This window comes from Bacillus sp. FSL W8-0645 (assembly GCF_038007905.1).
GTDB classification, from domain to species: domain Bacteria; phylum Bacillota; class Bacilli; order Bacillales; family Bacillaceae; genus Bacillus; species Bacillus pumilus.
Genome location: NZ_JBBOYC010000001.1, coordinates 3259070 through 3276251, shown reverse-complemented (window position 1 = coordinate 3276251; position 17182 = coordinate 3259070). Strand labels below are relative to the sequence as shown.

The following is a 17182-nucleotide window of genomic DNA, read 5'->3' as shown; positions in this document are numbered from 1 at the left end:
TTCAAAAAGCATACCACAAAAATTGTGAAAAAAAATCGAAGTTATCAATGCTGAAAGAGTTGAAAAACAGATCTTAGGTGGATGAATGAGGACAATTCGATTTAAAGTTCCTTTTTTGTCTAGTCATATGGCTTTTTTTCCTCTTTAAAAAAGGATTTTCAATATTTGATTCCTGTGCCTGTTATAGCTTACAGTGATAAAAATAATGAAAACTCCCCCGCTCTAAATCGACATAGAGCGCAGGGAGTCATTAGGCAGAATGCCCAGATGATGGGGAGGTAGATTTCGTTTTGACGCGTTGGGATAAAAGGAAGCCAAGGATTCCTGCGCCCATTAATACAATAAATAAAGGTTGGAAACCACTCATGATACCAATCAAAGTCGACGAAATGATACTGCCAAAATATCGAAAGGTTGAGAAAATACCAGATGCCGAACCAGATAAACTTTGATCAACAGCTGTTAAAGAAGCCATCTGCATACTTGTCATACCAATCCCTGATGAAATTCCACCTGCGACTAGTGTCACGATCAAGAGTGGTAAGGTTGGGTACTGACTCAGTGTAATTAACATGATGCCTGTTAAAGTAAGGCAGAGAAATGAAAAGCGAATCATTTTTTTCGCGCCTTTTTTTGGATGGAGTCTTGCGCCTAATAAACCGCTAAGAGACATACAAAGAGAAAATACCGATAGAATCATACCGCTTTGTGTATGAGAAAGGGCAAGTTGCTGTTCCATAAACAGTGGCATGATGAGAAGGATAGCATACATCACAAAATTACTTAGCATGATCGACAGATTCGCATTTGTAAATGAACTGTTTTTAAATAGGGATAAATCGATAATTGGATTCTTTACTTTCCGTACATGTTTAAAGAATAAAGGAATGACAATCAATGCTAGAATGCCATAAATTAAATATTCATTTAGTAGCTGGCTTTTTGTGCATAGAATGATTGTGGCAATTCCGATGGTTAAATACAATGAACCGATCATATCTACCCTTGCTTGTAAACGTGTATGCTTTATGTTTGGAATGAGAAAAACGCCGGTGACTAGTGTAAGAAATAGGAATGGGATATTCACTAAGAATATGGAATGCCAATCAAAACTCTGAATGAGAATCGATCCAAGAAAAGGCCCAAGTGCGGCACCAATACCAGCACCAAATCCAAAGTAACCCATTGTTTTAGATAGCTTTTCTGGTGAGACTGTTGCACGAATCAAAGCAATGCTATTCGGTGTTAAAATAGCCCCGCCAGCTGCTTGAATGGAGCGAAAGATGATGAGAAATGCTAGATTAGGTGCTAAAGCACAGCCAATCGAGCCAATTAAAAAGAGTGTCACTCCGGTTAAATACATGCGGCGGTGTCCGTATATATCTCCTAACTTACCAGCGATAGGCTGGGTGACCGCCATGACAATAAGATAAATCGTGACAACCCAAGTAATGTTTGAAATGGATTGATCATAATAAGTTGATATGGATGATAAAGCGACTGCGATCATCGTTGAGTTGACCGGAACTAGTATAGCTCCAAGTAACAAAGAATAGATGATCAAGCTCTCTTTTTGTAACTTCAATGTGTATACCACCTTTTGTAAAAAAGAAGAATTCCACCCTTTAAGCGGGAGAAATTCCTCTCATGAAAATGTGTGTGTATGTCTCAATAAAATCATCTTTTTGTGTTAATACGAGCTGGAAGTCTTGCTCAAGCTGCTGAATAAAAAAACCGAAATACGTACTAATGAAAATGTCTGCATAAATGTCTTCTTTTCCTTTTAAGACATGATGCTGAGCACTCATCTTTTTGAAATATTGTATCAGCATTTCCCTTAGTTCTTGAGGATAAATTTTTTCATGACTGGTCAAATCTTTAAACATAGCTGGTTCTCGCATGCTGATATAAATAAATTCTTTGTTTGAAGTTAAATCTTCAAGGAAATATGAACCGAGAAACTTTAAATCGGTGTATAAATCGCCTTTAAATTCTGCTTCTAAGGTTTTTGTCGGTGTTGATTTCATTTTCATAATGGCAGCAATGACGCCGCGTTTGTTTTTAAAGTTGCGGAAAATAGTCGCTTCACTGACATTCGCTTTTGTGGCTATTTCTTTGGTTGTGGTTTTTTGATAGCCCTTTTCAGTTAATAAATTCATTGTTGCGCGAATGATTCGTTGATTTGTAGATTTTAACAAGCATACTCACCTCAGGTCATGAATGTGTTTGCAACAAAGTAAGTATACCGATAAAACCTATGACCGCCAATATGATCCAAAACAATAAAGTTAGGCACGTGCATGCTGTTTTAATATCTGAATGCGTCCATTGCTTCCATCTACTGTCACAAGGTCACCGGATTGAAGTGTTTCAGTCGCTATTCGGGTACCTAGGACAGCTGGCATCATATACTCTCTAGCAATAATAGCTGAATGAGACAAAATGCCTCCAGCATCGGTTATGACTGCTTTTGCATCTCTAAATAAGCTCGTCCATAAAGGTGTGGTTGTTTTGCAAACTAAAATATCATCCTTTTGAAATTGTGAGAATTCCTCAGCACATGTAATGACTTTTACTCTTCCAGAAACAATACCGCTAGATGCGCCAATTCCATAGATCATATCGCTTGTGTTGTTTTCATTTTCTCTTAATGAACCGAGCATTCTTTCTACTTGCTGCAATTCAGATTCAGTTGGGGTGCCCATATAAGCTGGTGGCTGAATGGCTTCATTTTCTTTCATGTCAATTTTTCTGTGTGCGATGACCGTATTAAATGTTGTAGACGTTGTGAGCGCTGTGTGTACCTCCTCATCGTAGAGATACCATAGATCTTCTTGATGAGGAATCGCTCCTTTTTGTACAAGAAGTTCACCAATTTTTAATAGATATACCCTGGCTTTAGCATCTAACATGGCATCAATGTAGAAGTGGTGATCATCACGGATATTAGCGGCCTGTAGAGCAAATTGATAAAGTGTCTCAAATTTCGTTTTAAACGCTTCATCCTTCACTTGGCTCATAAAATGTTCATATGTCTCTTGTCTTTTGATGACGGCTTGTGCAAATTCTTCATCAAAATCACATTGGTGTTGAATGTTGTTTCTGATGATATCTAGTATAAACTCAGGGTTTTCCGCCCATGTCACCTCCGTAAGATCATGACTTTTAACAGATCGCCAGCCATAGACTTGAAGAAATTCCTCTAATTCCGAAATGAAGTGTCTGCCTTTTTCCGATTGAGTGAGTGCATCAAGCAGCTCTGGGTTCTTTTCATGCTTCATAAACGCTTGATGAAGTTCAGTATCTTGAAGGACACTCTTTGCAAAATCAGATAGCTTCTTGTCTGTTTCAAGAGATTTGTTCATCACGCCTATCATCATCTCATGCAGCAGGATCACTTGTGATTGATCACCAGTATACGTCACAAGCATGTCTTCAATCATAGTCGATAAAATGACTTGAGGTATGACAATATCAAAATGATCATCGTATGCTTGTATATAAAAAGTCTTTAATTTTTCGAAGCCGACGATGGCGTCTTCAATGGTCATCGGTTCCTTCATTTGGCGATCGATTTTTTCATAAAAGGGAAAGAAATTTTTCTCTAAAATCTCATACATACGTTCACTTAAATGTGGAAATAACTCAAATATGCTCTCATCAAAAACTGGTGCAGTTTCTGCACTCGCTTCAGGCAGGGACGGTGATGAATACAGGTGACCTCTATAAAGCTTGATATCTTTAATATTCAGATCAGGCACTTGATATTTTTCACCATTTTTCCTCATACCGCTTTTTAATGCTGGGATGATCAGACTTGAAAAGAGAGGACTTGTTGGGCCCGGCATATGATCGTCCATTGAGATCCAGAAATCCTGCAGCTCGTCTGGCTGCATTTGAAAAGAAGCGCCCGCTGTCTCATCTGCTGCTTTTGAGAGGGCTGTAGTAATCGGCCTGGCTTGAAGTAAATAAAATGTGCCATTTGCTATTCCAAATTCGATATCGACGCTATGACCATAAAGTGCTTCTACTTGTTTGGTGATTTGCGTGATTTCTACTAATTGGTCATCATTCAGGCAAAACTGACCAGCCATTTCCTCAGTTACTGATTGTTCAATGACACCTTCTTGATAAGGTACAATTTGCAGTTCTTTCGTTCCAAGTGATTTTTCAATAGAAAGTGTCTCTTTGTCTACAATAAATGTGTCTGGTGTCACAATCCCGGAGACGATTGCTTCTCCTAGTCCGTAGCTTGCTGTGAGCATCATTTCATTTGTTTGTCCTGTTACGGGATTTTCACTAAAGATGACACCGGAGACGTCAGAATGGATCAATCCTTGAACGACAACAGCCATGAGCGGCATCTCTTCCTCGTTTTCATCCATCTCTTCCTTATATTCTGTCACTCTCGCTCCAAAATAAGAAGACCAGCATTCTTTGACAGCCTGTAAGAATTCTTCATTTGTTTTGATATTTAAATAGGTCTCGTACTGTCCTGCAAATGAGGCGCCTTCGAGATCTTCAGCAACAGAAGAGGATCGAACTGCAACTGAGGGATAAGTCTTCCGCAATGATTGAAAGGACGAAAGGAGTTCTGCTTCCATTTGAGAAGGGAACGATGCTTCTTTGATTTTGTCAGCAAGGTTTTGTTCAGTTGGATGCAGGTTGTGATATGAAAGAAAGCTTGAAAAGCTGTTGGTTTTGATAATAAATCCATCTGGTACTGGCAGGCCGTGATTGTTTAATTTGATTAAATTCAGGCCTTTTGCCCCTGCGAGTGCTTCGGATTCTTCAGCCGCATGAAATAAAACTGAATACATGGGAATGCCCCCTTATCCAAATAGCCAATGGTTTGTCTGTCTCTCTATTGTTTTTAAAATGATAGTGCGCACTATCATTTTAATCATAGGATTTATTGGATGTTACTGTCAAAGACGGAAAGACCTATCTTTACAAAGGGGACATTCTCACTAATTTCCTTCTATATCTATAACAAAAGTCTCCGAACAGAAAGAAAAATAGGTGAAATTGAAAACTGTGAATTGTTCAATATGCCAATCTTTACTATAATCAAGGGAGTAGACCAAGAAGAGGGAGGGTTTATGTGATTACAAAAGCCATATTTGCACTTGTTTTTCCTTTCCTGCTCGTTATTTTATTTTCAAAGGTTACTTATAATCATTATGTGGGCATTGCATTAACAGCAGCGCTTTTATTTGCCTCGTACATGAAGGGCTATACAGAAACCTACTTTATTGTGGGATTAGATATCATTTCTTTAGTAGCTGGGGCATTATATATGGCTAAAAAAGAAATTGAAAAGAGAGAAAAGGCTGAAAAACATCATTGATATCATCATCAAGAGCATGTTAGGCAGAAAGATGACGTTTTATAAGCTGTGCTTACGAATTCTAGTGAGTGCAGCTTTCTTTTTGTGCTCTTTTTCTGCTCATCGAATATCTCACACCAAAATGTTCCATACTGAAAGGAAGGTTTTCGCAAGAGGGTTATTTGGTATTGAAGAGAGGGTATGACTGTATTGGAAATAAAAATCAAGCAAGAGCCGAACTTTAGTTCGTATTTTTGTGTTCTTTTATGATAATATATTCATTAGATAGATTTCGTAACGAAACGGAGGCTTTGATGTGAGTGACCGCTTTGAATTAGTTTCTAACTATCAGCCCCAAGGAGACCAGCCGAAGGCGATTGAAAAGCTTGTTGAGGGGATCCATCAGGGAAAACAGCATCAAACGCTGTTAGGTGCTACAGGTACGGGAAAGACCTTTACTGTATCCAACCTGATCAAAGAAGTGAACAAGCCGACACTTGTCATTGCGCATAACAAGACACTTGCCGGTCAGCTATACAGCGAGTTCAAGGAATTCTTTCCGAATAATGCTGTCGAATATTTTGTGAGTTACTATGATTATTACCAACCAGAGGCGTATGTGCCTCAGACTGATACATTTATTGAAAAGGATGCCAGCATCAATGATGAGATTGATAAACTGAGACACTCCGCTACGTCCTCGTTATTTGAGCGGAGAGATGTCATCATCATTGCCAGTGTCTCCTGTATTTATGGCTTAGGTTCGCCAGAGGAATATCGAGAGCTTGTGCTGTCTTTACGTACTGAAATGGAGATTGAACGCAATCAGCTTCTTCGTAAGCTGGTGGACATTCAGTATTCTCGTAATGATATAGATTTTCAGCGTGGAACCTTCCGAGTACGAGGAGACGTCGTTGAAATTTTCCCTGCTTCACGTGATGAGCATTGTATCAGAGTGGAGTTTTTCGGTGATGAAATTGAACGTATTCGTGAAGTGGATGCACTGACTGGAGAAATACTCGGTGATCGTGAGCATGTGGCTATTTTCCCAGCATCTCACTTCGTCACAAGAGAAGAAAAAATGGAAAAAGCGATTATTAATATTGAACAAGAGCTTGAAGAGCAGCTCGAAAAACTTCGAGATAATGAAAAATTGCTAGAAGCGCAGCGTCTTGAGCAGCGGACAAGATATGACCTTGAGATGATGAGAGAAATGGGCTTTTGTTCAGGAATCGAGAACTACTCAAGGCACCTGACCTTGCGTCCTCCTGGTTCAACACCTTACACATTGCTTGATTATTTCCCAGATGATTTTATGATTGTTGTCGATGAGTCACATGTGACAATACCGCAAATACGCGCGATGTACAACGGGGACCAAGCAAGAAAGCAAGTGTTGGTTGATCACGGATTCCGTCTGCCTTCAGCACTTGATAACAGACCGCTCACCTTTGATGAGTTTGAAAAGCATATTAATCATATTGTACATGTATCTGCCACTCCTGGTCCTTACGAGCTTGAGAAAACCCCAGAGGTTGTGGAACAAATTATTCGTCCAACAGGTTTACTTGATCCAATCATTGAAGTGCGTCCGATTGAAGGGCAAATTGATGACTTAATTGGAGAAATTCATGCGCGGGTTGAGAAAAATGAACGTGTGCTTGTGACGACGCTGACGAAGAAAATGTCTGAGGATCTTACAGATTACTTAAAAGAGATCGGAATCAAGGTCAATTATCTGCATTCAGAAATTAAGACCCTTGAGCGGATTGAGATTATTCGCGATTTACGTCTCGGAAAATATGATGTGCTTGTGGGAATCAACCTTCTTCGTGAAGGACTGGATATTCCAGAGGTGTCGCTCGTGACGATTTTAGATGCAGATAAAGAAGGCTTCTTACGCTCTGAAAGATCCCTTATCCAGACGATTGGCCGGGCAGCGAGAAATTCAGAAGGCCGAGTCATTATGTATGCAGATAAAATGACCAAATCAATGGATATTGCGATTCAAGAAACGAAGCGAAGACGAGAGCAGCAAGAGGCGTATAATGAGAAATATGGAATTACTCCGCAAACCATCCATAAGAAAATCAGAGATGCCATTAAAGCAACAAAGATACATGAAGAATCGGAAGAATATGAAACAAATGCAGCACCAAAGCTGTCAAAAATGAGCAAAAAAGAACGAGAAAAAGTGATCGAAAAGGTCGAGATGGAAATGAAAGATGCAGCAAAAGCGCTTGATTTTGAAAAAGCAGCAGAATTAAGAGATCTATTGCTAGAGCTAAAAGCGGAAGGATGATTGCCTGATGGCTATGGAACGAATAGAGGTGAAAGGTGCTAGAGCCCACAACCTTAAAAATATTGATGTGAATATCCCGCGTGACCAGCTAGTGGTCATCACGGGTTTATCTGGTTCAGGAAAATCGTCTCTTGCCTTTGATACCATTTATGCAGAGGGTCAGCGCAGGTACGTTGAATCTCTTTCAGCGTATGCGCGCCAATTTCTCGGTCAAATGGATAAACCGGATGTAGATGCCATTGAAGGTCTTTCTCCGGCGATTAGTATTGATCAGAAGACGACGAGCCGGAACCCTAGATCAACAGTTGGAACCGTTACTGAAATCTATGATTATTTACGACTCTTGTATGCTCGAGTTGGGAAACCTATTTGTCCGATACATGGGATTGAAATTACGTCCCAAACGATTGAGCAGATGACAGATCGTATTTTAGAATATCCAGAAAGAACGAAATTGCAAGTGCTAGCGCCGGTCGTATCTGGCCGCAAAGGAACACATGTTAAAGTACTTGATCAAATTCGAAAGCAGGGCTATGTTCGAGTAAGAGTCGATGGAGAGATGGAAGATCTGTCAGAAGAGATCGAGCTTGAAAAGAACAAGAAGCATTCCATTGAAGTCGTGATTGATCGAATCGTGGTGAAGGAAGGCGTTGCGGCTCGGCTGTCTGACTCCCTTGAAACGGCGCTGCGACTAGGTGAAGGCCGTGTGATGATTGACGTGATTGGACAAGAAGAGCTGTTATTCAGTGAACATCATGCCTGTCCGCACTGCGGATTTTCTATTGGTGAGCTTGAGCCAAGAATGTTTTCATTCAATAGTCCTTTTGGTGCCTGTCCGAGCTGTGATGGGCTTGGCTCTAAACTAGAAGTTGACCCTGAGCTTGTCATTCCTAATAAGGATTTGACGTTACGACAGCATGCCATTGCCCCTTGGGAGCCGCAGAGCTCACAATACTATCCTCAGCTCCTTGAGGCAGTATGTACACATTACGGCATCGACATGGACATTCCAGTGAAAGATATACCGTCGCATTTATTCGATAAAATTTTATATGGCAGCGGCTCTGAACGGATTTATTTTAAATATGAAAATGATTTTGGTCAGGTACGTGAAAATGAAATTGAATTTGAAGGTGTTCTTCGTAACATTGAACGACGCTATAAGGAAACCAGCTCTGATTATATTCGTGAGCAAATGGAGAAGTATATGGCGAACCAGCCATGTCCGACATGTAAAGGATATCGTCTGAAAAAAGAGACGCTTGCGGTTCTGATCAATGGCAAACATATCGGAGAAATCACTGATTTGTCTGTCTCTGATGCCCTTGATTTATATGGTGAAATCGAGTTGTCTGAGAAAGATTTGCAGATTGCCCAGCTCATTTTACGGGAAATCAAAGAGCGCTTGTCCTTTTTAAATAATGTGGGATTAGATTACCTCACATTGAGCCGCTCGGCTGGCACACTATCCGGAGGAGAGGCGCAGCGGATTCGTCTGGCGACTCAAATTGGGTCAAGGCTGACGGGTGTTCTTTATATATTAGATGAACCATCCATTGGCCTGCATCAGCGTGATAATGACCGGTTGATCGGGACATTGAAAAACATGCGCGACATCGGGAATACCCTCATTGTCGTAGAGCATGATGAGGATACAATGCTAGCCGCTGATTATTTGATTGATATTGGACCTGGAGCAGGAGTTCATGGAGGAGAAGTGATTTCAGCTGGGACGCCGGAAGAAGTCATGAAGGACAAGAAATCTTTAACAGGACAATATTTATCTGGAGAGAAATTTATCCCGCTACCGATTGAAAGAAGAAAGTCTGACGGCCGCTACATTGAGATCAAAGGGGCAAAAGAAAACAACCTGAAAAACGTCAATGCGAAGTTCCCTCTAGGCATCTTTACAGCTGTGACCGGTGTGTCAGGTTCAGGGAAAAGTACGCTTGTGAATGAAATTCTATTAAAATCACTTGCGCAAAAACTGCACAGAGCGAAGACGAAGCCAGGACAGCACAAAGAAATCAAAGGAATGGATCACTTAGATAAGGTGATTGATATTGATCAATCTCCAATCGGTCGTACGCCGAGATCCAACCCTGCCACGTATACAGGCGTATTTGATGATGTGCGGGATGTGTTTGCACAAACCAATGAAGCAAAGGTACGAGGGTATAAAAAAGGTAGATTCAGCTTTAACGTCAAAGGTGGGCGCTGTGAGGCATGTCGCGGAGATGGCATCATTAAAATCGAAATGCACTTTTTACCTGATGTGTATGTGCCTTGTGAGGTGTGCCACGGGAAACGGTATAACCGCGAGACACTTGAGGTCACATATAAAGGGAAGAACATTGCTGATGTGCTTGAAATGACCGTGGAGGACGCACTCCAATTTTTCGAGAACATCCCGAAAATTAAGCGGAAGCTTCAAACGATTTTTGATGTTGGACTAGGGTACATTACACTTGGACAGCCTGCGACGACATTGTCCGGGGGAGAGGCGCAGCGTGTGAAATTGGCATCTGAGCTTCACCGCCGTTCAAACGGAAGGTCTCTTTATATTTTAGACGAGCCGACAACAGGTCTGCATGTGGATGATATTGCCCGTTTATTAAAAGTGCTTCAGCGTTTGGTCGAAAACGGAGATACGGTGCTAGTGATTGAGCACAACCTTGATATTATTAAGGCTGCTGATTACCTCGTTGATCTCGGACCAGAGGGCGGTGCAGGCGGCGGAACGATCATTGCCTCTGGGACTCCTGAGCAAATTGCAAAAGAAAAAGCTTCTTACACTGGTCGATACTTAAAGCCTATTTTAGAGCGTGACCGTAAACGAATGAAACAGTTGGTCAAAGAAACGGAACGTGTGACATCGTCATAAGAAAAAACCCCTCTTTATCGAGGGGTTTCAGCGTGTAGACAAACCCTCGCATTCGGTGTCAGTCCTGCGTGCTGGTGCTCACGAATGTCAAATTCGCTCCGCGCCAGTACTCGTCCTTCCTAGGACTGCAAAGGTTTTCTATCACGCTGAAAAGAAGACAAAGGGCTAAAATAAAGAACATTTTAGCCCTTTGTCAACAATCTGAAACCCCTCTTTATCGAGGGGTTTTCCTTTTATTGCGCATCTTCCTTCGGCATTAAATGACTGAGTTGCGTTAAATCCTTTAAAATATGCGTGCTGCTGCTGTCGAGCAGTACTTTTAAATAACGGATATCACCATACTGTGGATGAGACGGATGAATGGTCTCAAGCTCCCTGATCATATCGCTGTTCATGCTTTTTTGTTTCTGTATAAGGTCTAAAAGCGCTTGAGCCGTGTGGTTAGTATTATGATGATCTGTCAAAATAATTACCCCCTATAATGATAATCACCATCTTTTCAACATATTTTAAAGGGTAATCCGTGAAGAATCTACACTTAGGTGCAAAAAGATGTAATTTGTGTCTAAGGTCATATGTAAATCGAATGATTTTGAAACTTTTGATACGCAATAAACGTATGAGTTAGAAAGGAATTTTCATCATGAAGGAGCGAATATATATGAATAGAGATCAGTCGATCATTGCATCAATTTGTTATTTTAGTGTATTTTTTATGCCGTTTATTGTACCGATCGTGGCATATTTTGTAGTCGACCAAAAGGAACCGAAACGGCACGCGATGCGGGCATTATGGTCACATGTTTTGCCAGTCGCAGCGTGCGTGTTGCTGGTTTTTGGATCTATTCCATTTTTATTATCGACACAGGCAAGTGACTCACTCATGCCAGTGATCACGATGCTCATCCTGTCCTTTTTAGTCGCCATTGGCTTTTTGATCTCTGTCATTTGGAATATCATTCAAGGTATTAAAGTACTTCAATCCATCAAATCGTAGGAGGGCTATGTATGAATGAAAAAGAACGCATTTTAAAATTAGTAGAAGACGGGACATTATCGGCAAAAGAAGCGATTACGCTGCTTGAAAAACTGGAGGAAAGTCCGTCTGTTTCATTAGAAAAATCAACGGCTGACCACACCTTTCATGAAGAAAAAGCTGGCACAGAGAGCAAAGGAACTGGTACCGAAAATCTTGGTGCAAAGCTGTTTGGCTGGTTAGATTCTGCGGTGAAAAAGGTGAAAGACGTAGATCTTGATTTGAACTTTGGACAGTCGGTCGACGTTGAGCACATTTTTCAGTTCAAAGACGCCTCACTCTCTCATTTAGATATTCAATTGGCGAACGGCAGTCTCAATGTGATGCCTTGGGACGATGGCGATATTCGAGCAGAATGCCATGCGAAAATCTACCGTGCAGAAGACGGAGAGCAGGCAAGACAGCAATTTCTCAATCAATTGGACTGCGGCCTCGAAGGGGATAAATTTTTTATCCGGACCGAAAAGAAGACAATGAAAGTCAATGTCACTTTATATGTACCGCGTATCCAATACGATAAAATCAAGGTTAAACTGTTTAATGGTCCGATTCGCGGGGAAAAGCTAAAGACAAAAGAACTTGCTGCGAAAACCACCAATGGTGTTGTCTCTTTTGCCTCTCTACAGGCTGAAAAGGTTGGAATTGAAACAGCAAACGGACAAATTAAACTGGCGGATCACGAGTGTGGTATGATTGAAGTAGAAACCATCAATGGGCTCATTGACCTACGCGGGAAAAGTGAATCAATTGATGCCCAAAGCTTTAACGGAAACATAGCGGTTCAGCTGTCGGATGAAAAGTGCCGTTCCATTTATGCGAAAACGACAACAGGCAGTGTGGACGTCGAGATCCCGCGTGCGTGTGCAGTGACCGCTGAGCTGAAAAGCAATCTTGGGTCTATTTCTCACGATTTGCTTGATGCAGAGATGATTAAAGAGAAAAATGAGACATTACAAAAAGAGAAAATGATCAAAGCCAACCAACAGGCAGTGAACAGTATATCCATTTTTGCAGAAACAAAAACAGGTTCAATACAAGTAAAGCACCAATCAGACAAGGAGTGATTCTACATGAAGAAGCTTTATCGTTCAGCAACAGATAAAAAAATAGCGGGTGTTGTTGGTGGACTTGCCGAATACTTAAGTGTCGATGCATCTCTGCTTCGCATTTTAACGGTCATCATCGGATTTATGACAGCATTTATGCCAATTTTCTTGGTCTACTTCATCTGGTATTTTGTTGTTCCGGAAGAAGGCACTAACTAAATGCTTAGATGGATCGTCAGTATTTTAGTCAATGCATTACTTTTAATCGTCATTGCGGGATATTTTGATTCAGGCATTCTGCCAGGGCTTGGGAGCGTATATATTGAAGGGTTTGGCGCAGCCATTGTGGCAAGTATTATTTTATCCTTGCTCAATATTTTAGTGAAGCCGTTTTTGATCATTTTAACGCTTCCAGTAACCGTTCTTACACTAGGATTGTTCTTATTTGTGATTAATGCCATCACACTTATGATGACATCAAGTTTTATGGGTGATAGTTTTAATATTGATGGGTTTGGAACGGCCATTTGGATGGCTGTCATATTATCCATTTTCCACCTGTTGATACAAAAAGGAATTGTGGAGCCGTTAGCGAAAAAAAGCTAACGGTTTTTTTTGACCCATTTTGTATCGTTTCTCCGTTTCATCTGACATAAAAACTTCCTTCAGGAGACACAATATCCGAAGGGAGGCGGTGCACGATGGTGAACATGAGCAGACAAATCATGCTTTTATGTTTTTTTATCATTCTTTTTTGTTTCAATCAGCCTGCTTCAGCAGGGCCTTTTATTCAAACACAAGTCAATATACCGGACAAGCCTTTTTCTCCTATTATCTTTGATCCCTTTCATGTGGATGTCCGTCCAGTTCTAGGGGAAAAAAGCCGTGATCTCCAGTTTCGTGCGTCAATTACGGATCCGGAACAAATTTTGTCTGCGAACTTGTATTATAAACAAAGTGATGAGCTAGGGTACCGTTTGATCCCAATGGAACGGCTGCCAGGTATGAAGCCAGAATTTACAGCGAAAATTCCGCCAGATCAATTATGGAATTCAACCGTTCGTTACTATACAGAGTTTCTTACGCAAAAGTCCGTGATCAAAACGGCAGAACAATCTGTCCACTTAAATGGATTTGAAGAGGACCTTTCGCGCATTCCGGACTTAGTCATCACAGAAATTGTTGTCAATTCAAAAAATCGCAAAGGCAAAGATGCATTTGAATTTATTGAGGTGTATAACACAACACATGAGCCTATCTCTCTTAAACATTATCAGCTTCGCTATCGCAATCCTGCACAAGGAACTGAAATGGATGATGTGTATTCCTTTCACACAAATCCAGTCACTCTTTCACCTGGAAAACCGTATGTTTTCTGGCTGAGGAAAAAAGGACAGGAGCATTTAACTGTAGCGGACTTCAATGCTATGTACAAAAGTCAATTAAAAGAGGGAGAGCATGTATCTGTCATCGAAAGCAAAGGGCTGTCCAACTCTAAATCTCGTCTTGTTTCCATCACAACAAATATAGGGGAGGAGATTTCATCAGCAGCATTTCGCTTAAAGCCTTCATGGTTTAGTGAGCATAAATCTTTGCTATTCAAATATCCAATGGACGGTACTTCGCAAATGAAGCTGATCTCCAAAATTGAAGAAGAGCCTACGCCTGGAAAAGTGCTAAAAGCACAAATTCCATCTGAGAAAAAAGAAATTTCTCAAGATATCCATAAACCTGTGATTGAAGATATGACAGTGAGAAAACCAGTGAAACCAACTGAAAGCATAGAGATTAAAGCAGATGTACAGGATGATCAGGTCGTCAAAACCGTCAAGCTTCGCTATCGAACAAATCGGAAAGATGATTTTAAGGAGATACTGCTTCAAAAAGATCATAACGACCGGTTATTTCATCATATTATTTACTCACCTGTGTTGATTGGTAAAGAACAATTGGAATATCAGCTTGAAGCGTCAGACGGTGAAAATACAGCAATGACGATGAAAAAAATAATTGATGTGGAGCAAGTTAGCAAAGCTCATGGCCTTCGATTCAATGTAGAAGAAGGAGATACGGTTTCAGGATTATTTCCATTAAAAGCAACGTCTGATCAGAAAAAAAGCATTGAATTATTGATAGATGGAAAGCGGAATCAGCAAGTGTTTTCTGCCCTTGAAGCAGATCCATATATTGCATTTGATGTCAAAGGGACAAATTTATATTTTAAAAATGGTGTGTCCATAGGTAAGCACTTACTTTCTATTTTTGATGATTCGACAAAAGTGTATCGTACCTATACAATGCCAATACCAGAAGCAGAGATGAAAAAAGAAGGTCTCCAAACAATCTCCTTCCATGCTGGAACAAAATCTTCTCCAGTTGATCGGCTGCCTGGAGAGAATCACGATGATTTTGAATTAAAAAACGTCCGGATGATTTTGTCGAATGGAACTCAAATTCCTCCAATCAATGCAAAGCCGGAAAAAGAATGGAGAATGGGAGACAGTGGTAACGCCAAAAAGGTCAGAACATTTCAATTTGAAATACCAAAAGAAGCTTATGTTTCAACGTTTATGAAGTGGGATACAAGAAGGTTGAAAGAGGGGCCGCACCTGATTGAGGCCAAAACCTCAGACGAGCATGCATCTGTACATGTGATGGTCGATAATACAGGTCCAAAAATTAAGACCAATGTCCAAACAAAGGATCCATATAAAGGAGCCTTTACGTTAAAAGCAAAGGTAATGGATCGCTGGAGTGACATAGAGGAGATGAAGGCATATGTAGATGGCAAGCCAATTTCGTTGCCATACCAGACGTCCTCTAGCGAATTAAACCCGGGGGAACACACGTTGACAATTAAAGCAAAAGATGCAGCAGGGAACATGACGACGGTGAAAAAGGAATTCAAGACGGTGCATGAACACCCTGAGCCACCAGAACGTGTAGCAGATAAGACGAAAATGAAATCGTCAAAGCAAACTGTGCTCACCAAGGACCCAACGAATGATAAGCTGGATTATTCCTTTTACCGTGCCTATCAATATACATCGTTGCATCCATCAATGAACATTTTGAAATATGCAGCGGAGACAGAACCGCCAAAGAGCTTTAACGAAAAAGGAGAAATGATTTTTTCTCATCAAGAAAGGAATCGCATTGCATTTGCTGATGGTAAGTCAGTTGAAACGAAGGATTTACATCGTTTTCCCTATCATCGTTTTCAAATCAAGGTTCATCAAGATGTACGTGAAAAGGATGTCGTCGAGGCGATGTGGAAAGGGAGTTCATTGTCAGGGAGAAAGGTAACCATGTATGCCTGGAATCATCAGCAAGAAAAGTGGGATAAAATCACTCATCATTTTGCTAAAGATCAAAAAGAATTTTACCTGAAAGGACTGCTGTCAGTCAGACAGTACATGAAGAATCATACGTTTGATTTGCTTGTACAGGATGAAATCAGCAAAGCGCAAAAGCCATATAAGATGGTTTGGATGTCTGACACACAATATTATGCAAAGAGCTATCCTCATATCTTTAAACAAATGGTCGAGTGGATCAGAGACCAGAGAGAAAAGTTAAACATCCAATATGTGTTCCATACAGGTGACATTGTGGATGATTCAAAAGATAAACAATGGCATCGTGCTGATACGTTTATGCGTGTGTTAGATGAGCATCAAATTCCTTATGGAGTTTTAGCAGGAAATCATGATGTTCGACATAAGGACGGTTTTTATGCGGAATATGGGAAATATTTCGGGGAGAAACGCTTTGCAAATAAACCGTACTATGGTGAATCCTATCAAAACAATCGAGGTCATTATGATCTCATCTCTGCCGGTGGCAATGATTATATGATGGTATACATGGGCTGGGGGATTAAGCAAGATGAAATTGATTGGTTGAACCGTGTGATTTCTGAGCATCCAGACCGTATTGTCATTTTAAATTTCCATGAGTATTTGTTGGTCAGTGGCAACCGCAGTCCGATTGGCGACCTCATTTTCCATCAGGTAGTGAAGCGCCATCCTAATATTGTGGCAGTATTTAGCGGTCACTATCACGGAGCGAGCAGGAAAGTAGATGAGCTTGACGATGACAATGATGGTAAAGTAGACCGGAAAGTATATCAAATACTCGCTGATTATCAGTCAGGACCTGAAGGTGGACAAGGGTTTATGCGATTGATAACAGCCGATCAAGAAAAAAACCAGCTTCATTTTACGACATACTCACCTTACATGAATCAAGAGCATTTCTACGATCCTAAAACGTATGGAGATCAAGATGAATTTTCAATCGATGTGGATTTGACACCAAAAATGAAATCTGTCAAAACCAACTATTTTGAACTCAATGTGTACACAAATGTTTTGATAGGAGAGGCGCGCGGCGTAAAAAGCGGCAAAAAAGCAAGCTTTGAGTGGAAAGGCTTAAAGCCAAATGAAGAATATTATTGGTACACCGTAGCAAAAGATCGTTTTCAAGGAAAAGCGATTTCACCTATATGGAAAATTCATACAAAAAATGATCGTGAAGCAACATTTCTTAGGAAATAAAAACAGTGCTCCTTTGATAAGGGCAC

The 17182-nt window shown here is 40.7% G+C and carries 12 protein-coding genes; 8 read left to right on the top strand and 4 right to left on the bottom strand.

Annotated elements, in window-relative coordinates:
• Nucleotides 1-250: 250 nt before the first annotated feature.
• The 3 genes from NST39_RS17060 to NST39_RS17050 all read right to left on the bottom strand — a co-directional run bounded on the left by NST39_RS17060 (nt 251) and on the right by NST39_RS17050 (nt 4820).
• On the bottom strand, nt 251-1585 hold the full coding sequence (locus NST39_RS17060; protein ID WP_341029418.1) for an MFS transporter: 1335 nt from the start codon (nt 1583-1585) through the stop codon (nt 251-253).
• Between the two features lie 40 nt (nt 1586-1625).
• Nucleotides 1626-2198, bottom strand: a complete 573-nt coding sequence (locus NST39_RS17055) for a TetR/AcrR family transcriptional regulator (RefSeq protein ID WP_341029417.1) — start codon at nt 2196-2198, stop codon at nt 1626-1628.
• A 90-nt stretch (nt 2199-2288) separates the two neighbouring features.
• Nucleotides 2289-4820 carry a PEP/pyruvate-binding domain-containing protein gene (locus NST39_RS17050; RefSeq protein WP_341029415.1) on the bottom strand — a complete coding sequence of 844 codons (2532 nt, stop codon included), beginning with the start codon at nt 4818-4820 and terminating at the stop codon, nt 2289-2291.
• A gap of 284 nt (nt 4821-5104) precedes the next feature.
• Here NST39_RS17050 and NST39_RS17045 point away from each other — a divergent pair, with 284 nt between their 5' ends.
• From NST39_RS17045 to uvrA, 3 genes are all read left to right on the top strand, one after another.
• Entirely contained in the window at nt 5105-5350 is a 246-nt protein-coding gene (locus tag NST39_RS17045; protein WP_012011392.1) for a CsbA family protein, read from the top strand.
• Between the two features lie 295 nt (nt 5351-5645).
• Nucleotides 5646-7631, top strand: coding sequence for an excinuclease ABC subunit UvrB (gene uvrB, locus NST39_RS17040; RefSeq protein ID WP_044139364.1), 1986 nt, complete (start codon nt 5646-5648; stop codon nt 7629-7631).
• Nucleotides 7632-7638: 7 nt separating this feature from the next.
• Complete coding sequence (gene uvrA / locus NST39_RS17035) at nt 7639-10515, top strand: excinuclease ABC subunit UvrA (protein WP_065097951.1); 2877 nt, start codon at nt 7639-7641, stop codon at nt 10513-10515.
• A 233-nt stretch (nt 10516-10748) separates the two neighbouring features.
• Here the strand turns inward: uvrA and NST39_RS17030 are convergent, their stop codons facing one another.
• Complete coding sequence (locus NST39_RS17030; RefSeq protein ID WP_065097952.1) at nt 10749-10979, bottom strand: hypothetical protein; 231 nt, start codon at nt 10977-10979, stop codon at nt 10749-10751.
• 197 nt (nt 10980-11176) lie between these two features.
• Between NST39_RS17030 and NST39_RS17025 the strand changes: the two genes are divergently transcribed.
• The 5 genes from NST39_RS17025 to NST39_RS17005 all read left to right on the top strand — a co-directional run bounded on the left by NST39_RS17025 (nt 11177) and on the right by NST39_RS17005 (nt 17156).
• Nucleotides 11177-11512 (top strand): membrane protein, encoded by a 336-nt coding sequence (locus tag NST39_RS17025; protein ID WP_044139366.1) that lies wholly within the window; start codon nt 11177-11179, stop codon nt 11510-11512.
• Between the two features lie 11 nt (nt 11513-11523).
• A complete protein-coding gene (locus NST39_RS17020; protein WP_217012120.1) occupies nt 11524-12615 on the top strand; it encodes a DUF4097 family beta strand repeat-containing protein in 1092 nt (363 codons plus the stop codon).
• 6 nt (nt 12616-12621) lie between these two features.
• On the top strand, nt 12622-12816 hold the full coding sequence (locus NST39_RS17015; protein ID WP_044139369.1) for a PspC domain-containing protein: 195 nt from the start codon (nt 12622-12624) through the stop codon (nt 12814-12816).
• Nucleotides 12817-13203, top strand: a complete 387-nt coding sequence (locus NST39_RS17010; protein ID WP_003213568.1) for a phage holin family protein — start codon at nt 12817-12819, stop codon at nt 13201-13203.
• Nucleotides 13204-13298: 95 nt separating this feature from the next.
• A complete protein-coding gene (locus NST39_RS17005) occupies nt 13299-17156 on the top strand; it encodes a metallophosphoesterase (protein ID WP_341029411.1) in 3858 nt (1285 codons plus the stop codon).
• The last annotated feature ends 26 nt before the right edge of the window (nt 17157-17182 follow it).